This is a genomic window from Pseudochrobactrum sp. Wa41.01b-1 (assembly GCF_019464455.1).
GTDB lineage: Bacteria > Pseudomonadota > Alphaproteobacteria > Rhizobiales > Rhizobiaceae > Pseudochrobactrum > Pseudochrobactrum saccharolyticum.
Genome location: NZ_CP080493.1, coordinates 3018615 through 3040612 on the forward strand (window position 1 = coordinate 3018615; position 21998 = coordinate 3040612).

The 21998-nt window shown below is 51.7% G+C and carries 15 protein-coding genes and 1 tRNA gene; 7 read left to right on the top strand and 9 right to left on the bottom strand.

The annotated features are described in order from the left end of the window. The first annotated feature begins 89 nt into the window (after positions 1-89). Positions 90-839 (top strand): glucose 1-dehydrogenase, encoded by a 750-nt coding sequence (locus tag K1X45_RS13805; protein ID WP_220159182.1) that lies wholly within the window; start codon positions 90-92, stop codon positions 837-839. 58 nt (positions 840-897) lie between these two features. Here the strand turns inward: K1X45_RS13805 and K1X45_RS13810 are convergent, their stop codons facing one another. The 4 genes from K1X45_RS13810 to aceA form a co-directional block, all read right to left on the bottom strand. After that, positions 898-2196, bottom strand: coding sequence for an FAD-binding oxidoreductase (locus K1X45_RS13810; RefSeq protein ID WP_220159183.1), 1299 nt, complete (start codon positions 2194-2196; stop codon positions 898-900). 98 nt (positions 2197-2294) lie between these two features. After that, a complete protein-coding gene (locus tag K1X45_RS13815; protein ID WP_116086925.1) occupies positions 2295-3728 on the bottom strand; it encodes a glutamine synthetase family protein in 1434 nt (477 codons plus the stop codon). A 487-nt stretch (positions 3729-4215) separates the two neighbouring features. Further along, positions 4216-4449 carry a hypothetical protein gene (locus K1X45_RS13820; RefSeq protein ID WP_022710500.1) on the bottom strand — a complete coding sequence of 78 codons (234 nt, stop codon included), beginning with the start codon at positions 4447-4449 and terminating at the stop codon, positions 4216-4218. A gap of 165 nt (positions 4450-4614) precedes the next feature. Next, entirely contained in the window at positions 4615-5904 is a 1290-nt protein-coding gene (aceA, locus tag K1X45_RS13825; RefSeq protein ID WP_220159184.1) for an isocitrate lyase, read from the bottom strand. Between the two features lie 255 nt (positions 5905-6159). Here aceA and K1X45_RS13830 point away from each other — a divergent pair, with 255 nt between their 5' ends. The 5 genes from K1X45_RS13830 to K1X45_RS13850 all read left to right on the top strand — a co-directional run bounded on the left by K1X45_RS13830 (position 6160) and on the right by K1X45_RS13850 (position 12348). Further along, positions 6160-7587: a short-chain fatty acyl-CoA regulator family protein gene (locus K1X45_RS13830; RefSeq protein ID WP_220159185.1), complete on the top strand. Its 1428-nt coding sequence runs from the start codon at positions 6160-6162 to the stop codon at positions 7585-7587. A 438-nt stretch (positions 7588-8025) separates the two neighbouring features. Continuing rightward, positions 8026-9138, top strand: a complete 1113-nt coding sequence (locus tag K1X45_RS13835) for a polyamine ABC transporter substrate-binding protein (RefSeq protein ID WP_022710503.1) — start codon at positions 8026-8028, stop codon at positions 9136-9138. 150 nt (positions 9139-9288) lie between these two features. Beyond that, positions 9289-10434 (top strand): ABC transporter ATP-binding protein, encoded by a 1146-nt coding sequence (locus tag K1X45_RS13840; protein WP_116086931.1) that lies wholly within the window; start codon positions 9289-9291, stop codon positions 10432-10434. A 178-nt stretch (positions 10435-10612) separates the two neighbouring features. Further along, entirely contained in the window at positions 10613-11524 is a 912-nt protein-coding gene (locus K1X45_RS13845; protein WP_022710505.1) for an ABC transporter permease subunit, read from the top strand. Next, a complete protein-coding gene (locus tag K1X45_RS13850; protein ID WP_022710506.1) occupies positions 11524-12348 on the top strand; it encodes an ABC transporter permease in 825 nt (274 codons plus the stop codon). Before K1X45_RS13845 ends, K1X45_RS13850 begins: the two co-directional genes overlap by 1 nt. Before the next feature lie 58 nt (positions 12349-12406). Here K1X45_RS13850 and K1X45_RS13855 read toward each other — a convergent pair whose 3' ends face one another. After that, entirely contained in the window at positions 12407-14389 is a 1983-nt protein-coding gene (locus tag K1X45_RS13855; protein WP_220159186.1) for an AsmA family protein, read from the bottom strand. Positions 14390-14539: 150 nt separating this feature from the next. Beyond that, entirely contained in the window at positions 14540-17794 is a 3255-nt protein-coding gene (locus K1X45_RS13860) for an ATP-binding protein (RefSeq protein ID WP_220159187.1), read from the bottom strand. A 461-nt stretch (positions 17795-18255) separates the two neighbouring features. Between K1X45_RS13860 and K1X45_RS13865 the strand changes: the two genes are divergently transcribed. Beyond that, positions 18256-18332 (top strand) — tRNA-His (locus tag K1X45_RS13865). 122 nt (positions 18333-18454) lie between these two features. On the opposite strand, the gene K1X45_RS13870 is transcribed toward K1X45_RS13865, so the two are convergent. The 3 genes from K1X45_RS13870 to K1X45_RS13880 all read right to left on the bottom strand — a co-directional run bounded on the left by K1X45_RS13870 (position 18455) and on the right by K1X45_RS13880 (position 21764). Then, positions 18455-18958, bottom strand: a complete 504-nt coding sequence (locus K1X45_RS13870) for a hypothetical protein (protein ID WP_220159188.1) — start codon at positions 18956-18958, stop codon at positions 18455-18457. Positions 18959-19092: 134 nt separating this feature from the next. Further along, on the bottom strand, positions 19093-20724 hold the full coding sequence (xseA, locus tag K1X45_RS13875; protein ID WP_220159189.1) for an exodeoxyribonuclease VII large subunit: 1632 nt from the start codon (positions 20722-20724) through the stop codon (positions 19093-19095). Positions 20725-20891: 167 nt separating this feature from the next. Next, positions 20892-21764, bottom strand: a complete 873-nt coding sequence (locus K1X45_RS13880; RefSeq protein ID WP_220159190.1) for a LysR family transcriptional regulator — start codon at positions 21762-21764, stop codon at positions 20892-20894. Between the last annotated feature and the right edge of the window lie 234 nt (positions 21765-21998).

A 21998-nucleotide genomic window follows, 5' to 3' on the forward strand; every position in this document is an offset into this window, starting at 1 on the left:
TTTCTCCTGCAAGATTCCCTTAAGGTCTGAAATGCTTTATGCATTGGAGTGACTGATTTGCATTGTAATGAAAGTTTCTGGAGAAGAGTATGGCACGATTGAAAGATAAAGTGGCTATTGTGACCGGCGCCGGTTCTGGCTTTGGTGAGGCAATTGCCCGTCGTTTTGCGCTGGAGGGCGCGAAAGTAACCGTTGCCGATATTAATCCGAAACGTGCCAATGATGTTGCAAGTTCTATCGGTAAAAGTGCTGTGCCGCTTGCTGTGGATGTATCGCGGAAAGATGATGTTGAACGGCTGGTCGGGGTGACGCTGCAGCAATTCGGCCGTCTTGATATTATGGTCAATAATGCCGGTTTTGCTTATAAAAACATGCTGCTGACTGATGTGCCGGAAGATAGTTTTGATTTGATTACAGCTGTGAATATGAAGGCGCTGTATCTGTCCACGCTGGCAGTTGTGCCGGTTATGCGTAAGCTGGGCGGCGGTGCGATTATCAACACAGCGTCCATCGGTGCACAGCATCCGCGTAAAGGTCTGACCTGGTATAATGCATCCAAAGGCTGGGTGATGAGCGCGACGAAATCCATGGCGCTGGAACTGGCCGATGATAAAATCCGCGTCAATGCAATTTGTCCTGTGGAGAGTGAAACCGAAACACTGAAACTGATCCTCGGTCAGGATACGCCGGATGCTCGTGAAGCGCTCAAAGCTTCCATTCCTCTCGGGCGCTTCTCTAAGCCGGATGATATTGCCAATGCCGCTCTGTGGCTGGCCAGTGATGAAGCCGCATTTGTCACCGGTACATCTGTTGATGTGGATGGCGGCTACAGCCTGTAAAATAAAAACAGCCCGCCGGTTACACATAACCGGCGGGCTGTTGTCATTGATTAGTGGTTTATATGCGATCCATCATGGCAAACCATGAGAGCGCTAGGAAAAGCAGCGGTGCACGGAATGTGCGACCGCCCGGAAATGCCGGTACTTTCAGCATTTCAAACTGACGCAGGCGTTCGCGATTGCCGGTCACCGTCTCGGCATAGAGTTTACCCATAAAATTGGCGAGCATCACGCCATGGCCGGAATAGCCGCCTGCGCTGATGACATTGGGCATAACCTCGCGCACAAAAGGCTGACGCGGCATCGTAATGCCAACCGAGCCACCCCAGCTATGCGTGATCTCAATATCTTGGAGTTGCGGATAGATTTCCGTAATCTGGCGGCGGATATGGGTGGTAATGTCACGCGGATTATCGGCCGTGTAGGCTTCGCGTCCGCCAAATAGCAGCCGCCCGTCTTTGGAGCGACGGAAATAACGCACCACAAAACGGGAGTCGTCGACGGATTCACCACCCGGTAAAACGCGGCATGTATCATCCAGCGGCACAGTCGCGCCGATAAACGAGCGGATCGGCATCACATGGGCTGCGCTGACCGGCTCCAGATTGCCGCCATAGGCATTGACTGCGATCAGGGCTTTTTCCGCATTGATGATGCCGCGTGCAGTTTTGACGATTACACGGCCATTGGATGAGGTAATGCCGGTGGCTTTGCTGTTCTCAAAGAGCTTTGCGCCGGCCTGAGACGCGGTTCTCGCCAGACCGATCAATAATTTGAGCGGATGGATATGGCCGGTACCGCTGTCATAGGTGCCGCCGAAATAGCGTTTTGAACCGAGCTTTTCGGCAACCTCATCGCGCTCCATATAGCGCAGATGCGGATAGTTGAAGCGCGTGGCCATAATTTCGCTATGGGCTTTATATTGTTTGTCATAGCGCTGTTTATGCGTCACGGACATGTGCCCCTGCACATATTCCATGTCGATATTATGCTGCACAGCAAAGCTTAAAAGATGATGTTTGGCTTCTTCCGCCAGATCAAAAAGCGCCTTTGCATGGTCGAAACCATATTGCTTTTCCAGATCTTCCGCACCGCAGCGCTGGCCGGTATTCAGCTGTCCGCCATTGCGCCCCGATGCGCCGTCACCGAAACGCGCTTCATCCAATAACACGACTTTAATGCCCTGAACCGCCAGATGATAGGCCGCGGACAGGCCGGTATAGCCACCGCCGATAATAACGACATCAGTTTGCTGCGAGCCGTCAAACTGCGGATATTGCGGTCGTTCACTGATACTTGCCTCATACCATGACAGTCCTGGAGAAATCGGGCTCTGATAATGCTGTGGCTGCTGCATTGGGTGCCTGTATGTCGGAGAGCAAAAGAATGTAAGACGTATATTTCGGCAGAAATTGTTCCGGCACATTGATTAAAAGCAATATGCCGGAAGGAATATTATACGTTGAGCAGCAGATATTCCCGCTCCCACGGGCTGATCACTTCCATGAAAGTCTCAAACTCTGCGCGTTTGATCGCGGCATAGGTGGTGGCAAAACTTTCGCCGAGCAGAGATTTCAGTTCCGCATCTTCTTCAAACAAGTTGACTGCCTCGATCAGACCGCGCGGCAGTTCCACCTCATTGCGGTTGACGGATGTAGCAACAGGTGCATCCGGCATGATCTTGTTTTTCAGTCCGATCAGGCCACAGGCAAGCGAAGCTGCCAGCGCCAGATAAGGATTGGCATCGGAAGACGGAATGCGGTTTTCCACACGTCGTGCCTGCGGATCAGAACGTGGTACGCGGAGGGCGGTGGTGCGGTTATCATAGCCCCATTTGACATTGACCGGCGCAGAGGCATCCGGTGTCAGGCGACGATAGGAATTCACATAAGGCGCAAACATCACCAAGGCATTCGGCACATGTTTCTGCATGCCGCCGATGAAGTGATAAAATGCTTCGCTCTCGGTGCCATCCTCATTGCTGAAGATATTCTTGCCGGTCTTTTTATCGACAATAGACTGGTGAATATGCATGGCAGAACCCGGCTGACCCTGAATAGGCTTGGCCATGAAAGTCGCATACATATCATGTTTGAGTGCTGCTTCACGGATGGTGCGCTTGAACATGAAAGCCTGATCGGCCAGTTCAATCGGATCACCGTGGCGCAGGTTGATTTCCAGCTGACCGGCACCTTCTTCGTGGATCAGCGTATCAATCTCCAGCCCCTGCGCTTCGGAGAAATGATAAATATCGTCAATCAGTTCGTCGAATTCGTTGACGCCGGCAATAGAGTAGCCCTGGCCGCCGCCAATAGCGCGACCTGAGCGGCCAACCGGCGGAGTGAGTGGATAATCGGGATCGGGATTTTTGCGTACCAGATAGAATTCGATTTCCGGCGCTACAACCGGCTTGAGGCCGAGTTTGGCATATTCATCGACCACACGCTTCAGCACATTGCGCGGGGTAAACTCTGCTACGCGACCGTCCTGATAAACGAGGTCGCACAGAACCTGCGCCGTCGGGTCAGATTCCCACGGTACAACGGTGAGGGTTGAGAGATCGGCGACAAGGCGCAAATCGCCGTCATCCTCCGGATAGACGAAACCGTGACCATCATCCGGATAGTCACCGGAAATCGTGACCATAAAGACAGCGGATGGCAAAGCCAGTGTGGAATTGGAGATGAATTTTTTGGACGGCATCATCTTGCCGCGGGCAACACCGGCCTGATCGGGGGTGATGCATTCAATATCTTCAATATCGCGCCATGCCAGCCATTCAGAAGCTTCTTTCCAGTTTTTGACGCCGCGCAGCGACTTGACATAGGCTGGTGTGCCGCGGCGTACAGTTTTGCGCGGTTTTTTCTTCTCAGTAGGTGTGACAGGCATTAATCACCGGATAGCTGTTTACGTTAAGGTCACTATAGCTTCTCATGTGACCTTTAACAAACAGAGTAGCATTTGTGTGTGTAAGCGTAAGTCCTGTTGTCAAAAATATTTTTTGGCGGGAACTACGGAAAATAATCGCTTTTGAAATACGCAGGCTGCCCGGAAATACCTTGGAAAATTTGAGGATAATGCAAGGTAATCAGTCATGATATCAGAGCAGCCTGCGATTGTGCGGCCCCATCAGAAATAACGACCCTGAGGAAATGCGGGAAGGGTGGTTGGGGGGGGATGGAGCCGGACCTGAGAAATCTGGATGCTGCCCTGCCGCCTTAAAACGGCAGGGCAATAGGAGGATGCTTAGGAAAACTGTAAAGTTTAACTGCGGGTTACAACAACTGGTGTCAGCAGGTCACCCCACTGGCCTTCGCCGTCCCGCATTGCCGCAGGCATGCAATTAAAAAGTGCATGGTGGCGAAGGCTGTTGAGCTTAACTGCGGGTTACAACAACCGGTGTCAGCAGATCACCCCACTGGCCTTCGCCGCCATGATGGCGGGCGGAGCGCACCAACTCAACGGATACGCCTGCATCAACGGCTTTCATAACAGCATGGTTGAGGCGGTGAAGATCGTTGGCCAGCATGCGGATTGCAGCCTTCTGGTCTTCTGTCATAGCCGAAGCTTGTTCTTCGGCCCGTTCTTTAACCTGTGGTTTGGTCATCATGGTCTTTATCCTTGGGTTATAGTCAGGTCGTGAGCTGAAGTTGCGTTTGAGGTGAATATCCGTAGCCGGAAGGGTGCCATAAGGCTGGGTGAAGGAGAGAAACCGGCTACGGATGGCTGTCATGCAGAGTTGACTGGAGTCCTGCTCTGCTGATCCGTCTTCTGCTTATTCGGCAGCAGGGCGGAACTGGTCATGTTCGGTCGATTCACTCATGGCCGTTGTTGAAGACTGGCCGCCGGTGATCGCCATGGAGACAGCATCGAAATAGCCTGTGCCAACTTCGCGCTGGTGTTTGGTTGCAGTGTAGCCATTAGCTTCTGCCGCAAATTCTGCTTCCTGCAATTCCGAATAGGCTGCCATTTGACGGTCTTTGTAGCCGCGTGCCAGTTCGAACATGCCGAAATTGAGCTGATGGAAACCAGCCAGTGTGATGAACTGGAACTTGTAGCCCATCGCACCCAGCTCACGCTGGAATTTGGCGATCGTGGCGTCGTCGAGATTCTTCTTCCAGTTGAACGACGGCGAACAGTTATAGGCCAGCAGCTTGCCGGGATGTGCCTTATGCACGCCTTCGGCAAATTTACGCGCCTGTTCCAGATCGGGTTTCGAAGTTTCGCACCAGATCAGATCGCAATGCGGAGCATAGGCGACAGCGCGGGCAATACATGGTTCAAGACCGTTCTTCACATGGTAGAAGCCTTCAACAGTGCGACCCTTGTCATAATCAACAAATGGCTGATCGCGCTCATCAATATCCGAGGTCAGCAGCTTGGCGGCTTCCGCATCGGTACGGGCGATAACCAGTGTCGGCGTACCCATAATGTCAGCGGCAAGACGTGCGGCATTCAGGTTGCGGATATGGGCAGCCGTCGGGATCAGAACCTTGCCGCCGAGATGGCCGCATTTCTTTTCCGAAGCCAGCTGGTCTTCAAAGTGAACACCGGCAGCACCAGCCTCAATGAAAGCCTTCATGATTTCAAAAGCATTCAGCGGGCCGCCGAAACCTGCTTCTGCATCAGCAACAATCGGCGCAAACCATGTGTCTACGGACAGGCCTTTGCCTTCTGCGGTTTCAATCTGGTCGGCGCGCTGCAAAGTGCGGTTGATGCGCTTGGCCAGTTCCGGTGCCGCATTGGCCGGATAGAGTGACTGATCCGGATACATTGCGGAAGCGGTATTGGCATCCGCCGCAACCTGCCAGCCGGAGAGGTAAATGGCCTGCAAGCCTGCACGAACCATCTGCATCGCCTGATTGCCGGAGAGAGCGCCCAGTGCATTGACGAAATTTTCCTCATGAACGAGTTTCCACAGACGGTTAGCGCCCATTTCAGCCAGACTGTAGCGGATTTCAACCGAACCGCGCAGGCGCTTTACATCTTCAGCAGTATGCGAGCGCTGCAAGCCGTCAAAGCGGCCTTTTGGTGCGGATGGAACCAGATTGTAAAAATCAGTCATGATTAGATATCCTGTAAAACCGTGTCATCAGATTTTGAATTGAATGTTTGTTTTGTCTGTGACCAGATTTACAGATGCTGAGTTCGGTGGCTAGAAAAATGCGTTATATCAGCATTTTATTCGGGTTATGCTGTGTGTATTTTGACAATGTGGGTTTGTAAATTTGTAAATTTTGTAAATTTGACAAATCATAGGAATTAGTCACATTCTTTACAGATCCGGTAAATCCGGTTGTTTCTTGGAGGGGGTAGGCCTGTGGCAGAACGTAAAATATTTGCCGGTGCGCGTATCCGGCGTATCCGCAATGAGCGGGCGCTGACACAGGTTGCGATGGCTGAAGATTTGGGGATCTCGCCATCCTATCTCAATCTGATTGAGCGTAATCAGCGGCCGTTAACGGTACAGCTGCTGCTGAAGCTGGCCTCGGTCTATAAAGTTGATCTGGATCAGTTACAGGAAGAAACCGGCTCCGTGCTGGCCGGATTAAAAGAAGTGTTTTCCGAGCCGCTTTTGGCAGGTGAATTGCCGGGTGATCAGGAGCTGATTGATATTTGCGAGGCCGCGCCCAATGCGGCTGCGGGCGTACTGAAATTATTCCGCGCCTATCGTGAGCAGCAAAAGCGTCTCACCGACCTGTCTGATATGATGGTGCGCGAGGGCAAAGCACTGAGCCTTTCGCCGACACGTCTGCCATTGGACGAAGTGCGTGAAGTGCTGGCGCGCAAGCCGCATTATTTCGAGCGGATTGAAGCGGAGGCAGATAGTTTTAATCGCCTGCTGAAATCGGAGGACGGGCTGGCTGTTGCACTTAAACAATGGCTGAAACGTGAGCAGTCGATTATCGTGCGTACATTGCCCGCCGCGACTATGCCGAACTGGCGGCGGCGTTATGACCGCCACTCATTGCGGCTGTTTATTTCCGAACGTCTGTCGATCTTTGACCAGACACGCGAGATTGCCATGGAAGCTGCTTCTATCCGCATGCAGGTGGTGATCGGAGCCGAGCTGGAAGATTTGAAGCTGAGCTCTGCGGAGGCCAAGCGCATCGCGCGTTTTGAGCTTTTGCGCTATGCAGCTCATGCATTGATGATGCCCTATACGCCGTTTCGCGAGGCGGCGCAGCGTGCAAAATATGACATTGATGTGCTTCGCTCGCGTTTCAATGTGTCTTTCGAACAGGTGGCGTGTCGTCTGACCACGCTGCAAAAACAAGGCGCTTCCGGCATTGCTTTCTTCTTGCAGGAGATCGATCAGGCCGGAAATCGTTTGCGCCATTTCGGGGCGCAGGGTTTTCCGCAGGCGCGTTTTGGCGGTGCCTGTCCGAAATTGCAGGTTTACAATGCTTTTTCCCATCCGCAGCAATATCTGGCGGAGCAGGTGGAACTGCCGGATAAAACGCAATATCTGACCATCAGCCGCACGGTTGAAGGACCGCAAACAGGCTTTGGCGAACAGCCGCGCCGGACAGCGCTGATGCTGGGCTGTGATGCATCTGCGGCGCAGGATACGGTCTATGCTGCATATCTGGCGGGCATGTCTTCCGGCTCGGCTGTCAGTCCGGTTGGTACGGCCTGTCGTTTATGTGAGAGGCAGGCTTGCCTTGCCCGTGCCGAACCACCGCTCACCCGCCCGCTGGCGCTGGATGAAATGGTGTCAGGTTTCTCTGCCTATGACTTCCAGTAAAGGGGCGGAGCATTTCCAGCAAAAGTGTGTAGCGCCTTCGCAGGAAAATCAGTTCGCCGGACTGATTTCTTTTCCCGCTACGATGCGTAGGAAAATGCGTAAAATTAAAATTTAGAGCGGGGGGAGATTCGGGCATTTTGCCTTTCATGGTTTCTGTGTGGCATATCTTTGAAAGATAAGGCTTATATCCCGGTTCGCTGGCACCCGTTCTGGCCGGATAAAATACCTCTTGGTGCGCCCTGAAGGACACACAAAGTTTAAAATTGTGTTCATTAAATTCAAATAATCGGCGCTATGCGGTTTAAGCGTCATCTTTCCGTTGACGAAAGCAAATTAATCTCAAAAGGTAACGGAGAATGCACATTGAAGGGCAATGTGTGAGGGATGATTTGGCTTGCAAGGCTTTTGCCCCATAAAGCTTTCTGGACGGAGTGACTGATGAAGATCAAAGCCCATTTGCTTTCATATGTTTCTGCCAGCTGTGTGGCACTTGCCGCGCTGCTGCCTGTTCTGCCGGCTGCTGCGCAGGAGCGCGTGCTGAACATCTATAACTGGTCTGATTATATTGATGATTCCATCCTGAAAGATTTCACCAAGGAAACCGGCATCAAAGTCGTTTACGACGTGTATGATTCCAACGAAATCCTTGAGACAAAATTGCTGGCCGGTGGCAGCGGTTATGACATTGTTGTGCCTTCCGCTGAATTTATGGGCCGTCAGATTCCGGCAGGTGTTTTCCAGAAACTGGATAAAGACAAACTGCCGAACCTGAAAAATATGTGGGATGAGATCACCAAACGCACCGTCGCTTATGATCCGGGCAATGAATATTCGGTCAACTATATGTGGGGCACCACAGGGATCGGTTACAACAAAGCTAAGATCAAGGAAGCGCTTGGTGTTGACGAAATCGATAGCTGGGATGTGCTGTTCAAGCCTGAAAATTCGGCAAAGCTGAAAGATTGCGGTATTTATCTGCTGGATTCAGGCAGTGAAATGCTGCGTCCGGCGCTGCATTATCTGGGCTTTGACACCAATAACCCGACCGCTGAAAGCTTCGCCAAGGCGGAAGAACTTTATCTGAGCATCCGTCCGAATATCCGTAAATTCCATTCGTCTGAATATATTAATGCGCTGGCCAATGGCGATATCTGCATGGCTGTCGGCTATTCCGGTGATATTTTTCAGGCACGCGACCGTGCAGAAGAAGCCAAAAACGGCGTGGAAATCGGCTATTCCATTCCGAAAGAGGGCGCTCTGATGTGGTTTGACCAGATGGCCATTCCGGCAGATGCCAAACATGTTGAAGAAGCGCATGAATTTATTAATTATATCATGCGTCCTGAAGTGATCGCCAAGGCCTCAGACTATGTGTTCTACGCCAATGGCAACAAGGCTTCGCAGGAATTCATCGACAAGGAACTGCTCAATGATCCGGCGGTTTATCCGAGTGAAGAAGTGATGAAACAGCTCTTCGTTCCGATGCCTTACCCGCCGAAAATCAACCAGATGGCAACCCGCACCTGGACCAAGATTGTGACAGGTCACTAAGCAGATCAGGGAACAAACGGGGCAAATGCCCCGTTTGTTTTACGGCCTGTAACAAGCACCACAAACCGGATGCACAGGTTTCCGGAATTTTATCCGCGACATTTCAAATATGTTTAAGGCTTACAAGACCCGCAATATGAGGGGAACAGCATGAAATCTTTTGGTAGTTTCCGCCGCAAGTTCTCACCCTGGAACGATCCGGCAGCCAAGCCCTATATTTCATTCGAAAACATCGTCAAAAAATTCGACGATGTGACGGTGATTGATGATCTGTCGCTGAATATTTTTAACCGCGAGTTTTTTGCGCTGCTGGGCGCATCGGGCAGCGGTAAATCCACTTTGATGCGTATGCTGGCGGGTTTTGAAGAGCCGACTTCCGGCCGTATCATGCTGGACGGGCAGGATATGCGCGGCATTCCTCCCTATAAACGTCCTGTGAATATGATGTTCCAGTCCTATGCTTTGTTCCCGCATATGACTGTTGAGCAGAATATTGCTTTCGGTCTGAAGCAGGACGGCATGGCCAAGTCCGAAATGGCAGATCGTGTGAACGATATGCTGAAACTGGTGAAGCTGGAGAAATATGCCAAGCGCAAGCCGCATCAGCTTTCCGGTGGTCAGCGTCAGCGTGTAGCTTTGGCGCGCGCTGTGGCCAAGCGGCCGAAAGTTTTGCTGCTGGATGAGCCGCTGGGCGCGCTGGATAAGAAGCTGCGCGAAGAAACCCAGTTTGAGCTGATGGATTTGCAGATGAATCTCGGTCTGACCTTTTTGATCGTCACCCACGATCAGGAAGAAGCGATGACCATGGCTGACCGTATCGCCGTGCTGGATAAAGGCCAGATCATGCAGGTGGCGACACCGGCCGAAGTCTATGAGGCGCCGAGCAGCAAATTTGTGGCCGACTTCATCGGCAATATTAATATTATTGAGGGCGAGGTCAGCCGTTTTGCCAATGGTGAAGCGGATATTGACAGTCCGGCAAACAATGTCGCCATCCGCACCAAAACCGGTAAAGATCTGCATGCCGGTCAGAAGGTCTGGTATGCGATCCGCCCTGAGAAAATCACTATCAGCCGCGAGAAGCCGGAAGATGCGTCGATCAATGCCTTGCAGGGTGAACTCTGGGATATCGCTTATTTCGGCGATATGAACGTGTTCCATGTGCGTTTACCGAATGGCCGCACCATCAAGGCCTCCAGCATGAACTCAGTGCGACGCACTGAAGATCCGCTGGGTTATGATGAACAGGTCTGGGTGTCGTTTGAAGATGATGCCGGTATGGTTCTGGTTGCCTGATCACCAAAAGCGCATTCCGAAAAGTGTGAGCGGTTTTCGGATAAATGCGCGTCATTAGAGCGCCGTGCGCCCGATAGGCGCACAAAGGTCGCTCTAACACTTTAAAACTAGAGCATAATTTCATCTAAAACTGTTTCAAGTTTAAGGAATTATGCTCTAAAGAATTGAGGGGTAGTCCATGCAAAAAATAATTGCAGCTATTGCTTCCAGAGCGGTGATCGCCGTGCCTTATATCTGGCTCGGTTTGTTTTTCCTGATCCCGTTCTTCATTGTTTTTAAAATTTCGCTGTCGCAGGTGGCGATGGCGATCCCTGCCTATGATCCGCGCTTTTTCTGGAGCGATGGCTTAAGTGTCATCTGGCAGAAAATCCAGCAGTTTTCTTTCGAAAACTATATCTGGCTGACACAGGATTCGCTCTATTACAAAGCCTATTTGTCGAGCGTAAAGATTGCTGCCGTTTCGACCTTTTTAGCGCTGCTGATCGGTTTTCCGCTGGCTTATGGCATGGCGCGCGCACCGCTGACATTGCGCCCGACCTTGCTGATGCTGGTGATCCTGCCATTCTGGACATCATTCCTCATCCGCGTTTATGCGTGGATTGCGATCCTGAAACCGGAAGGCCTGCTCAACCAGTTTCTGATGTCGCTGAATATTATCGACACGCCGCTGACGATCCTGAATACGGATACAGCGATCTATATCGGTATCGTCTATTCCTACTTGCCGTTCATGGTATTGCCGATCTATTCCGCACTGGAAAAGATGGATTATTCACTGATTGAAGCGGCACAGGATCTCGGTTGCACACCGCTGAAAGCCTTCTGGAAAATCACATTTCCGCTGGCTTTACCAGGTGTGATCGCCGGATCGATGCTGGTTTTCATTCCGGCAATCGGTGAGTTCGTGATCCCTGATCTGCTTGGTGGTTCCAGCACATTGATGATTGGTAAGACCCTGTGGAGCGAGTTTTTCTCCAACCGTGACTGGCCGGTTTCGGCTGCCGTGGCAGTGGTGCTGCTGGTTATTCTGGTTATTCCGATTGTGCTGTTCCAGAAGATGCAGACCCGTGCCGAGGGGAGTGGCAAATAATGAACACAACATCCTGGTCACGTTTTAATATTGTCTCGGTGGTGCTGGGCTTTGCCTTTCTCTATCTGCCGATTGTGCTGCTGGTGATTTATTCCTTCAATGAATCGCGTCTGGTGACGGTCTGGTCGGGTTTCTCGGTCAAATGGTATGTCGAGCTTTTCAACAATCAGGGGCTTAAAGATGCTGCATGGGTAACCCTGCGTGTCGGCGTATTGTCGGCCACGATTGCCACCATTCTTGGCACTTTGGGTGCTCTGGCTTTGACCCGCTATACGCGTTTTCGCGGTCGTACCCTGTTCTCCGGTATGATCTATGCGCCGCTGGTAATGCCGGAAGTGATTACCGGCCTGTCCTTGCTGTTGCTGTTTGTGGCTGTCGGTTTTGACCGCGGCTTCTGGACAGTGACACTGGCGCATATCACCTTTGCCATGTGTTTTGTGGCGGTGGTTGTGCAGTCGCGTCTGGTGAGTTTTGACCGTTCACTGGAAGAAGCGGCGATGGATCTCGGTGCGCCGCCGGTGACAACTTTTATGAAAATCACCCTGCCGATTATTCTGCCTGCGGTGGTTTCCGGCTGGATGCTGGCTTTCACTTTGTCATTGGATGATCTGGTGATTGCGAGCTTCACGTCGGGGCCGGGTGCTACAACGCTGCCGATGAAAATCTACAGTCAGGTGCGTCTGGGCGTAACACCGGAGATCAATGCGGTCTGTACCTTGCTGATCGGTTTGGTGGCTACCGGCGTGATTATCGCTTCGGTCGTCAATAAACGCCGCGTGGTACAGCGCCAGCGTGATGAGCAGGCAGCTTTCCGCCTCGGCTGATCTTTTCCAGAATACGAATTAAAAAGCCGGTGCATCCTATGATGCACCGGCTTTTTGTTTATTTCGATGGTGAGATAAACGGTCTGTCCCATGAGCCGCCGACAAAGAAGTGCAGATTTTCTGCTGGTGGGACGAGTGGCTCTGTTACCGTCAGTTCTGTGGTTTCCGGTGTAGCAACAGGAGCAGGCGGCGTTGCTTCACCACTATCTGCCGGTGTATCCGCGGCTTCTTTTGCCGGTTGCGGCAGGGTCAATGTACCGGACAGCGCCAAACTGCGGTCGGTCAGAGGGATAATGCCGGTCAGTGATAAAGTGCCCTGCATGGTCTCGGCTTTGGTGGTTTCCAGTGTGGCCACCCCATCGCCAAGCGAGGCTTTGACATCGAGACGCTTGAAATCAAGGCTGACTTTGTCGCGGCGTTGCAAGGCAAAGAAGCCCTCACTTTTCATTTTGGCAATGAAGTCATTGAGGTCGAAACCCAGCATCCGGCCATTATTCAGCGTGAAGCTGATTTGCCCGCGTGCATTGCGCAACATGCTTTGCAGGCTTTGCGGCGAGGTTTCAGCTGTCGCTGAGAGATTGCCCTGACCACTCAAAATCGGATCATTCAAACCGAGAGCTGTCAGAAATGCAGCACTGTCAATATTGGCCGCGTTGAGGCGAACACCGATATTGTCCTGTCCGTCTTCGGTTTGAGACAGTTTGATACTGGTCTGGATAGAACCTTTAAAGGCCTTGGCATCGCCAATATCGAAGATTGCCTGTCCATCACGAATTTGCAAAGCAGCAGCAAGACCGGTCATCTGCGCGGCACCGATACTGGCATTCTGTGCAGAGAGGCGAATATCCAGATCGGCGCTGTTCAGCAGCCGCGTGTCAATCATGCGTGGCGGGGCATAGCGATAACCGCCGTAATTTTTTGCCTCTTCATCCTCACTGACTTTTGTAACCAGTGTGGTGACAGTGTGAAAGAAAGAAACAGCATTCAAGGTCTGGAAAGCCAGAGTGCCGGTCACCACGGGCCGCTGTTTGCCGAAGCCGATTTCCGCAGCACCTTTGGCCGGCATATTGTTGAGGTTGAGCACAATGTCGGACAATTTAATGCGCAGCGGTGTAGCGCTGACATTGGTTTCAATGCTGAAAGCATCATCCGCTGTAGCGCGCAGGGAGTAGCTGGCATCGGATGACAGGCCCACCCAATGCAGGCTTTCGCTGAGCGACGGGCTGGACAGGCTGAACGCACCTTCCGTGAAGATGTTTTCAGAAATATTGCTGCGCCCGTCAAAGCTGATGGTCAGCGGTTTGCTGGTTATCTGTGCGCTCATCTGGCTCATGCCGCGCGCCAGCAACAAAAGCGGCTGCGCAACATTCAGATTATAGTCCACAGTTTCATCATGCCAGACAGCTTTGCCTTTGACTGTTGCCGCGCTGGTTGTCTGCGGCCAGTCGATACTGGCATTGATCTTGCTGATTTGTTCCTGACGTTCGGTATTACGGGTTGTGAAGCCGATACTGCTGTTTTCCAGAACCAGCCTGCCGAAAGGCATGGTTTGCAACTGCTTGTCGCTTTGCTGATCGCTGTCCGTTTTACGTGCTGTCACATTGCGCGCCTGCCGGATGGCAAGGCCAAGACGACCGGAAGATGAGGCCAGTGTATTCACAAATTGCGGCAGGTCTTCCACCGGCTCACTCAGAGCGAAATGCGCATTGATGAGACGGGTTTCAGTAAAGGCAACACGCCCGAACAAGGCATCAAGCGGCGACATTTCCACTTCAATGCGTTCCGCAGCCATAAACGGCGTATTGGTGTCGCCCATTTTGCTGACAGTGACATCGCTGAGCGAAGCACGAAAGACCGGGAAGAAACTCATACGTGGCGGCTGACGTATTTCGACGCTGTAGCCCGTCCATGCACTGATATTCTGAGCCAGATGCAGCCGTATGGAATCGGTTGATACAATATAAGGCAGTGCTGCCAGTGCCCCTACAAACAGCACTGCTAAAATAACGATAACAGCCAGAACGGGGCGTATCAGCTTCATTGTGTTCCGATCACGTAACAAATTACATCAGGCTGAAATGATTTACAGCATTTCCAGCAAAAGTGTGAAGCGGTTTTGCGTTGGATAATGCGTAACACAAAGAGATAGAGCGGTTCCACGATCCAAACTTAACCGGAACCGCTCTGGATCTCATTCCGCAAGAACGCGGGTCGGCGGAAAAGTAATTTCCACGGTCGTGCCCTGTTCCGGTGCAGATTCAATGGAGAACTGCGCGCGGTTTGCCTCCACCATAGCTTTCGTCAGAGGCAGGCCAAGGCCAGTGCCTTGCTGACGCCAGTCTTTGGTGTCGGGATTTTTGAGGGTTTGCGTCTGGCTATTATGATTACTGACCTGCCGGAAAGGTTTCAGCGCCTGTTCCAGCTCGCTCTGGTTCATGCCGATGCCGGTATCGCGCACACGCATCACCACATGGCCTTCCGGCTCATAGCTGGTTGAAACAATCACCTGACCACCCTGACCGGTAAAGCGGATTGCATTGGACAGAAGATTGAGTGCCACCTGACGGATCGAACGGGCATCAGCCACAATATCCGGCAAAAAGGCCGAGAAGCTGGAGCGGATAATCACGCGCTCCCGATTGGCCTGAGGCTGCATCAGCGCGACGGCTTCTGCCAGCGCATCATTAAGCGCTACGGCTTCAAATTCCAGATCGAGCGCACCGGCTTCAATTTTGGAAATATCCAGAAGATCATTGACGAGCGCCAGCACATGATTGCCTGAACGGTGAATGTCACGCAGATATTCACGATAGCGGTCATTGCCGATCGGGCCGAATTTCTCTTCCGCCATCAGTTCGGAGAAGCCGATAATCGCATTCAGCGGTGTGCGGATTTCATGGCTGATCCGCGCCAGAAACTCGGTTTTATGGGTCGATGCACGCTCGGCTTCCTGACGCGCTGAGGTCAGTTCCTCTTCCGCACGTTTCCACTGCGTAATATCGCGCATCACCGCGCAATAGCCTTTGGAAGCAGGCAGTTTGCCGATGGTCATAAACAGTGGAATGAAACGTCCCTGCGCCTCACGGCCGATCACTTCCCGCCCGTCATTGAGCAGGCTGGCAACGCCGTCGCCGGAAAGTCCGTGAATATAGTCAATCGCTGCACGCTGGCTTTCAATCGCAAACAGAACGGCGAAGGATTTGCCTGACAATTCATTGATGTCATAACCGAACAGCGCTGCCGCAGACTGGTTGAGCGAACGGATTTTGCCGTCCTGTCCGATGATAACCACACCGTCTGTGGCGGTATCCAGAATGGATGTCAGTTCATCAATCTGAGTTTGCAATGCATGAAAATCAGGTTGCGCACGATTGTCCGCGGTTGAGCTAACCGTTCCGGCATCTTCGGTTTTTGGCTCTGTTGGCTCGGCAGACTGAAATGCCAGTTCTGATTGTAACTGATGAACGGCATTATCCTGCGGCGCAGTCTCTGCTGCAATGCTATCGACCAGTTTTAACCGGCTTGGCTGCTTGCTGATATCGTCATCATTATCAGCTTTCAGCACCAGTTCCGGCAGCAGGCTCAGCATCAGAGCGCGTGCACCCTGCCACGGAACGGACTGAAGATGGGCTTCAACAATCTTATGTCCGCCATCGGCGAGACACAGGATCATGCCGCTGAGATTGCTGTCGTCTGACTGGGCAAACAGTGCGTCAATGCCACCGGCATGGCGCAGATCATCGAGCGAATTATAACCGGTCATGTCAAAAAATGCCTGATTGGCAAAATGCAATCGGTCAGCACTGTGGATCAGCACCGGAACCGGCAGACCGCTCAGCACATGCAGGTCTTCATCTTCCTGCGATACCGCATCAGCCTGTGCCGGTTTTGATCCGGCTTGTTCGTGATGCTGATTGTGATTCGCAGGCTGTGTGTCATGCGGATAAGGGATATCTGCGGTTTCAACAGGCAGCTGCGGAGCCGCAATAACCGGCTCCGCCTGCGGAAGTACGGGGGTATCTGCCGCAGTAGGCTGCTCTGTTGTTTGAGATTTCGGTGTTTTCTGGAGAACCTCACGGCGCAGACGGTCGGCTATCTCGCGGAATGCACTGCGCTCGGTTGGCGACAAGCCATTTTCCGGACGGGCAGGGCGGATTTCCGCAATAATATTGGCCTTATCTGCGGGAAGATTCTCGCTGGCTGGCTCAGTATCTTGCTGACGCTTCTGTGAGGCGCGCAGCGCTTCCATCAGAATGATTTTCTCGCTGGAAAGAGGCGCGTTTTTCGCATCATCGGTCTGGGGCGCAGGTGCATCCGGTACGACAGGCCCTGATATAAGCGCCATACCAATAGCTTCAGGATCCTGCTCCGTTAAAGACGGATAGAGAACACCAAAACCGCTGAAACCGGAAAAAGCCTTGTCGCGTGCAAAAGCAGGCAGTGCAGCGAGATCAACAGGAACGCGCTGATCTGTACCCTGCACAGGCCAGAAAATTCTTTTGCCGGACCATGTTTCCTGCTGCTTCAACAGGGCAGCAATAACACCGTCATTATCAAAGCCGAAAACTTTGGCCACATCGGAGAATTTACGGCCGATAATATCAGCGGCATTGTCACCGACAATTGCTGCAAATTCCGGTGAGATTTCCGTAAAGCGGCTGTCAGCATCTACTTTCCAGATAAACCGTGCAGGAGCACTTTCTTCAGCCGCAGGAGCAGTAATCTCCGGATCGTCTTGCGTGGTTTCTGTTGTGTCAGCGACTGCGACAGCCTCAGCAGCATCCTGTGCAGGTGCAGGTGAAACTGCACTATCCTGCACTTTCTCAACCATAAAGAGATAAGGTGCCTGTTCATTCTGATCGTCAAGGCGGATCATCATTGCGGGCAGGGTGCTTTGCCCTGCGCGTACACGACGGCGCACAATACCATCAGCTTCATCCTGCGCTTCAACGATCAGATCAGCCAAAGTGTTGCTGTTGATGTTCAGGGCATCAAACTGCACATCGCTGTTCAGAATGGCTCCGTCTGCCTGCACTTGCATCAGGTGATGATGCGGCAGAGGCGGAATAATGTTGTTTGCTGTATCTGTTGCAGCTGTAGTCATGAGAATGACCGGCTCATTAGTATGTACAGCAGCCAGCGGTGTTACAGTGCATTGCTGCAAGGCTGAGTGCAAACCGCCGCCCAGACGCAGCATAATTGTTTTCGCACCCTCTGTGTCAAGATCGAGAACCAGAATCTGACGCCGTGTCTGCGGGCTGAAATCTGCATCCTGTCCGATAAGTGTGGCTGCCGCATCTTCGCCAAGAAGAAGGGCGCCGCTGTCATTTGCCCAGAGAACAGTTTGCAGGTCGTGCGACAGCACCAGCATGGCGTCTCCCCTTGCGAGAGCCGCACGGATGCCGGAAAGAGGGATCAGCTCCATGAAATCCAGATGCTGTTGCATATATTTAGTTCCGTACCCGACCAATAACTGATTTGATCTGTCTTAAGCTGTTGTCTGTTATCGGAAAATTTGGGTTCCGACAGAGAATTTACAGGCATTATCACCACAAAGCAGGCGGTTCTGACAAACACTTTCTTAACTATTAGTTAATGTCCCCAAGGGGCAAAGCGCTGTCTGATGAAACTTGCGGATAAAAATCTCCTGCTGCGGTTCCATCTGTCAGGGCGCATTATGGTTAATCAGTGGTAAATACAGGGTTTACATGGCATAATCATGATGAAAACATAAAAGCATCGCATTGGTTTTCCGGTTTTTCGGGCAGGCAGAATGAAATCCTGAGTAATAATCCGGTAAGGCATCATATTTTCACAAAGTTTTTTTGATATATGCTTGCAATATGCGATAATTTTACGTATCTGACCCCTATCGGCAGCCTGATTGATTCACTGCCGGATTGGTACGCGGTCGTAGCTCAGTTGGTTAGAGCGCAGGATTGTGGCTCCTGAGGTCAGTGGTTCAACTCCACTCGACCGTACCATTCCAAACTTCCCGCTTTCACATCAATAGATTACGATCTGATGCCTCATCTGTAGGCAGAGCAGTTTTGTCTTTATTTTGACAAAAGCGGAGATGCTCCGCTTTTGTCCGGTATGATTTTGCTTAATAGTTCCGGCTCGGATCGACGTGGATATTGCCATCGTCATAGACCTGAATTTTCACGTCCGGATTTCCCTCAAATATCTGATATTCAACCCCGCGACGCATTTTCCATTGATAGCCGCGCTGAGGATCAGACGCATTCGAGGGCTCCCATTTCATTTCTGAGAATTCTTTGCCTTCAGACCAGCGATTTTCTTTTTTGGCAAAGACATTGCTCGGCGTGTCAGCCTGATCGCGCAAATTGAAATCGTAATAATTTTTACGATCCTGAAGAAGAATATCGCGGGCATTTTTCAGGGGCTTGCCCTTTTCATCAATCTTATCACGATCACTGATATGTGCCGTATAGGTCTCAACCAGTTTGGCCGGTTTTGATGTATCATTGCTTGCAGATACTGGCTGATTTTGGCTGGCTACGGGCTTGTCCGTCTGTGTTGCACTTGTTGTGCATGCTGTAAGCACGGAAAGCGATGTAAAGACTGTAATAATGCCTGTATACTTCAATCTTTCTCTCCCCCGCTGATTGAAGTCGCAGATATATGTTATTTTTTACGCTATTAAAACTATAGAAATGCGTCTCTTCCGCTAGTGACGGGCGAAATAGTAAAAATAAATCTGAATAGAATGCCGGATATATTTTAGAAAAGCGTTCCCTGACCGCTGTCTTTGGCACGCGGAGCTTTAGTTTTCTTGTCTTTGACAGACGGTTCGGCAGATTGCGGTTTTGGTGTCTGAACTGCCGGAGCTGGCGCTGAACCATCCGCAATGACGGAGCGATCACCGTCATGAAAGCGCAGTGTCAGATTTTCGCCTGTCTGCACTGCGGCAGCCGCTTTAACCGGCAGCCCCTGATCATTCAGTACAATAGCAAAGCCACGCTTGAGAACGCTTGTATGGGACAGGGTTTCCATCAGGCGGGTCAGTTCCAGACTGCGGGTACGGTATTTCTGCAGGCTATGACGCATGGCCTGATCGCCGCGCCGTTGCAGATTGGCAATATTGAGTGCCCATTGGCGGGAGCGGCGCAGGATCAGCTCGCCGGTCAGTCTTGATAATGTCTGCCGCAGAAAGTTGCGGCTGTTCTGCGTTTTGAGAGACAGGCCTCTGGGCAGGCGCTGATTGAGCTGTTGCAACTGCAAGCGGCGCTCTCTGATCTGTTGATTGAGCAGGCGCGGGGAGAGGTGGCGCTTCAAACCATCAAAACGCGCACGTTTTTGCTCTGTGCTGACCAGCAGCGCACGGCCCAGTCTGGAGCCTGCTTCATCAAAGCGGCGTCTCGGCAAAGCGAGCAGCTGATCGGTCGACGGCAATGCCCTTTGCAAAGCACGATAGGATTCACGCCGCCTGTCGATCAGGCGTGTCATGGCTGATGCCAGTCGTGCACTGTAAGATGCAAGCTGCGCTTGTAAATCTGTGCGAACCGGCACGGCCATTTCTGCTGCGCCGGTTGGTGTCGGGGCGCGCATATCTGCCGCGAGGTCTATCAGTGTCCAGTCGGTTTCGTGTCCTACGGCTGAGATAACCGGAATATCGGAGGCCGCAACTGCGCGTACTACATTCTCATCATTGAAACCCCAGAGGTCTTCCAGACTGCCGCCGCCACGGGCAACAATCAGTATATCCGGTCGGGGCAGCGCTTCGCCGAAATAGGCCGAGTTGAAACCGGCCACGGCACGGGAAACTTCCTCTCCGGTTGTCTCGCCCTGCACACGAACCGGCCAGACCAGTACATGCAGAGGAAAACGATCGGTAATCCGGTGAATAATATCGCGGATTACCGCGCCGGTCGGAGAGGTGATAACGCCGATTGTGCGCGGCATAAACGGAAGCAATTGCTTGCGGTCTGCATCAAACAGTCCTTCACGTGCCAGCCGCTGTTTACGCTCTTCGAGCAAAGCCATTAGTGCACCGGCACCGGCAGGCTCCATCTGCTCAATCACGATCTGATATTTGGATGAGCCCGGATAGGTGGTGAGCTTGCCGGTGGCAATCACTTCCATACCTTCTTCCGGCCGGAATTTAATGCGGCTCATGGAACCGCGCCAGATCACAGCCTCAATCCGTGCGCGCTCATCCTTGAGGGCGAAATAAGCGTGACCTGAGGAGTGCGGACCGCGATAACCGGAGATTTCGCCGCGCACCCGCACATGGCTGAACGTATCCTCAACAGTACGTTTCAGCGCACCGGATATTTCCGATACAGAATATTCCGCAACATTGGTCGCGTTATTTTCTGTCTGACGGTCGGGCGAATCTGGAAAAAAACTCATGACTCTATTGGCCATTTTATGGGCTTAGCGGTCAAGAGACTTTGCTGTTGTCCAGCGTGAAACGGTTTTCGGATAAGATACGCGTTACAATAAAGAGTTAAAGCATCGATCTGATTCAATCAGTCCCAAATGCGTTTTAAAAACAGTTTTGCCAGAAATGGATTTGATTATTCTGAAAAGCGGATCGGTTTTCGGAAGCTGGTTTTAATGGCACCGGCGATCAGATCAATGGCGGGTGCATGAATTCCCTGCGCACGAATGAGTGACAAAGCGCAGGAGGGCAGTTTGGGGAATCCGTCTTCCTCATTGAGTATGCGCATACCGCTTCCCACCATATTGTCAGGCAGAATCGAGATTGCGCTGCCGGAGCGCACCGCCATGAGGATGGATCGGGCGGAGGATGTGGATAAAACGATACGATACTCGCGCTGTATCGTGTTGAGTGTATCTGTCAGCACTTTGCGCCAGCTGCAATTTGTCTTGTTCATTGCCAGCGGTATAACAGGCTCTTCATGCGGAGAATTTTCCGCTGAGGTTGCCCAGACAAAACGGCTGGTATTGAGAACTTCCGAGCGTTTTTGCCCCGTATTATGGGTGATGAGGGCAAGATCCAGTGCCCCGCGGCGGATATGGTCAATCAGCGCATCTGTCGGTTCACAATGCAGAATGGTTTCAAATGCCGGATAATCACGGAATATAGGCTGCAAAGCATCCTGCACCATATGTTCCAGATAAATATCGGGCAGGCCGATACGTATATTGGCCTTCATTTTATCGGTGCGGAATGAGGCAACCGTTTCATTGTTCAGCTCAATAAGACGCCTTGCATAATTCAGCAGTTTTTCGCCATGCGGTGTCAGCAGGAGATGACGCCCTTCGCGGGCAAAAAGCGGCTTGCCGATACGTTCTTCAAGGCGGCGTATCTGCATGGAAATCGCAGACTGGGTTCGGAAAACACTGTCAGCCGTTTTGGTGAAGCTACCGGTTTCGGCAATCAGCAGAAAAGTACGCAACTGATCCAGGTCAAGTAGTGTCTGCATGCCATGCTCCGGTTAAGTTCCGGTAATCATATGGAATATCTTAATGAAGGCAAATGGTTTTATTGCAGTTTTTCAACATCTTTACTTGGATAAATATAAGATAAGTCAAATTTAATATATTGTGGTTTGCTTTTATTAAGACCTGTTCAGCTTTGTTAAGGAAATCATTGTGTATGTTGACACAATGTCAGGTGCAAATTGCAAAAATAAAAAAGAGCGGCTGCATTTTTTGAA

Coding starts and splice junctions, on each gene's coding strand:
- K1X45_RS13805 (WP_220159182.1), top strand. CDS start 90: ATGGCACGATTGAAAGATAAAGTGGCTATTGTGACCGGCGCCGGTTCT.
- K1X45_RS13810 (WP_220159183.1), bottom strand. CDS start 2,196: ATGCAGCAGCCACAGCATTATCAGAGCCCGATTTCTCCAGGACTGTCA.
- K1X45_RS13815 (WP_116086925.1), bottom strand. CDS start 3,728: ATGCCTGTCACACCTACTGAGAAGAAAAAACCGCGCAAAACTGTACGC.
- K1X45_RS13820 (WP_022710500.1), bottom strand. CDS start 4,449: ATGATGACCAAACCACAGGTTAAAGAACGGGCCGAAGAACAAGCTTCG.
- aceA (WP_220159184.1), bottom strand. CDS start 5,904: ATGACTGATTTTTACAATCTGGTTCCATCCGCACCAAAAGGCCGCTTT.
- K1X45_RS13835 (WP_022710503.1), top strand. CDS start 8,026: ATGAAGATCAAAGCCCATTTGCTTTCATATGTTTCTGCCAGCTGTGTG.
- K1X45_RS13840 (WP_116086931.1), top strand. CDS start 9,289: ATGAAATCTTTTGGTAGTTTCCGCCGCAAGTTCTCACCCTGGAACGAT.
- K1X45_RS13845 (WP_022710505.1), top strand. CDS start 10,613: ATGCAAAAAATAATTGCAGCTATTGCTTCCAGAGCGGTGATCGCCGTG.
- K1X45_RS13850 (WP_022710506.1), top strand. CDS start 11,524: ATGAACACAACATCCTGGTCACGTTTTAATATTGTCTCGGTGGTGCTG.
- K1X45_RS13855 (WP_220159186.1), bottom strand. CDS start 14,389: ATGAAGCTGATACGCCCCGTTCTGGCTGTTATCGTTATTTTAGCAGTG.
- K1X45_RS13860 (WP_220159187.1), bottom strand. CDS start 17,794: ATGCAACAGCATCTGGATTTCATGGAGCTGATCCCTCTTTCCGGCATC.
- xseA (WP_220159189.1), bottom strand. CDS start 20,724: ATGAGTTTTTTTCCAGATTCGCCCGACCGTCAGACAGAAAATAACGCG.
- K1X45_RS13880 (WP_220159190.1), bottom strand. CDS start 21,764: ATGCAGACACTACTTGACCTGGATCAGTTGCGTACTTTTCTGCTGATT.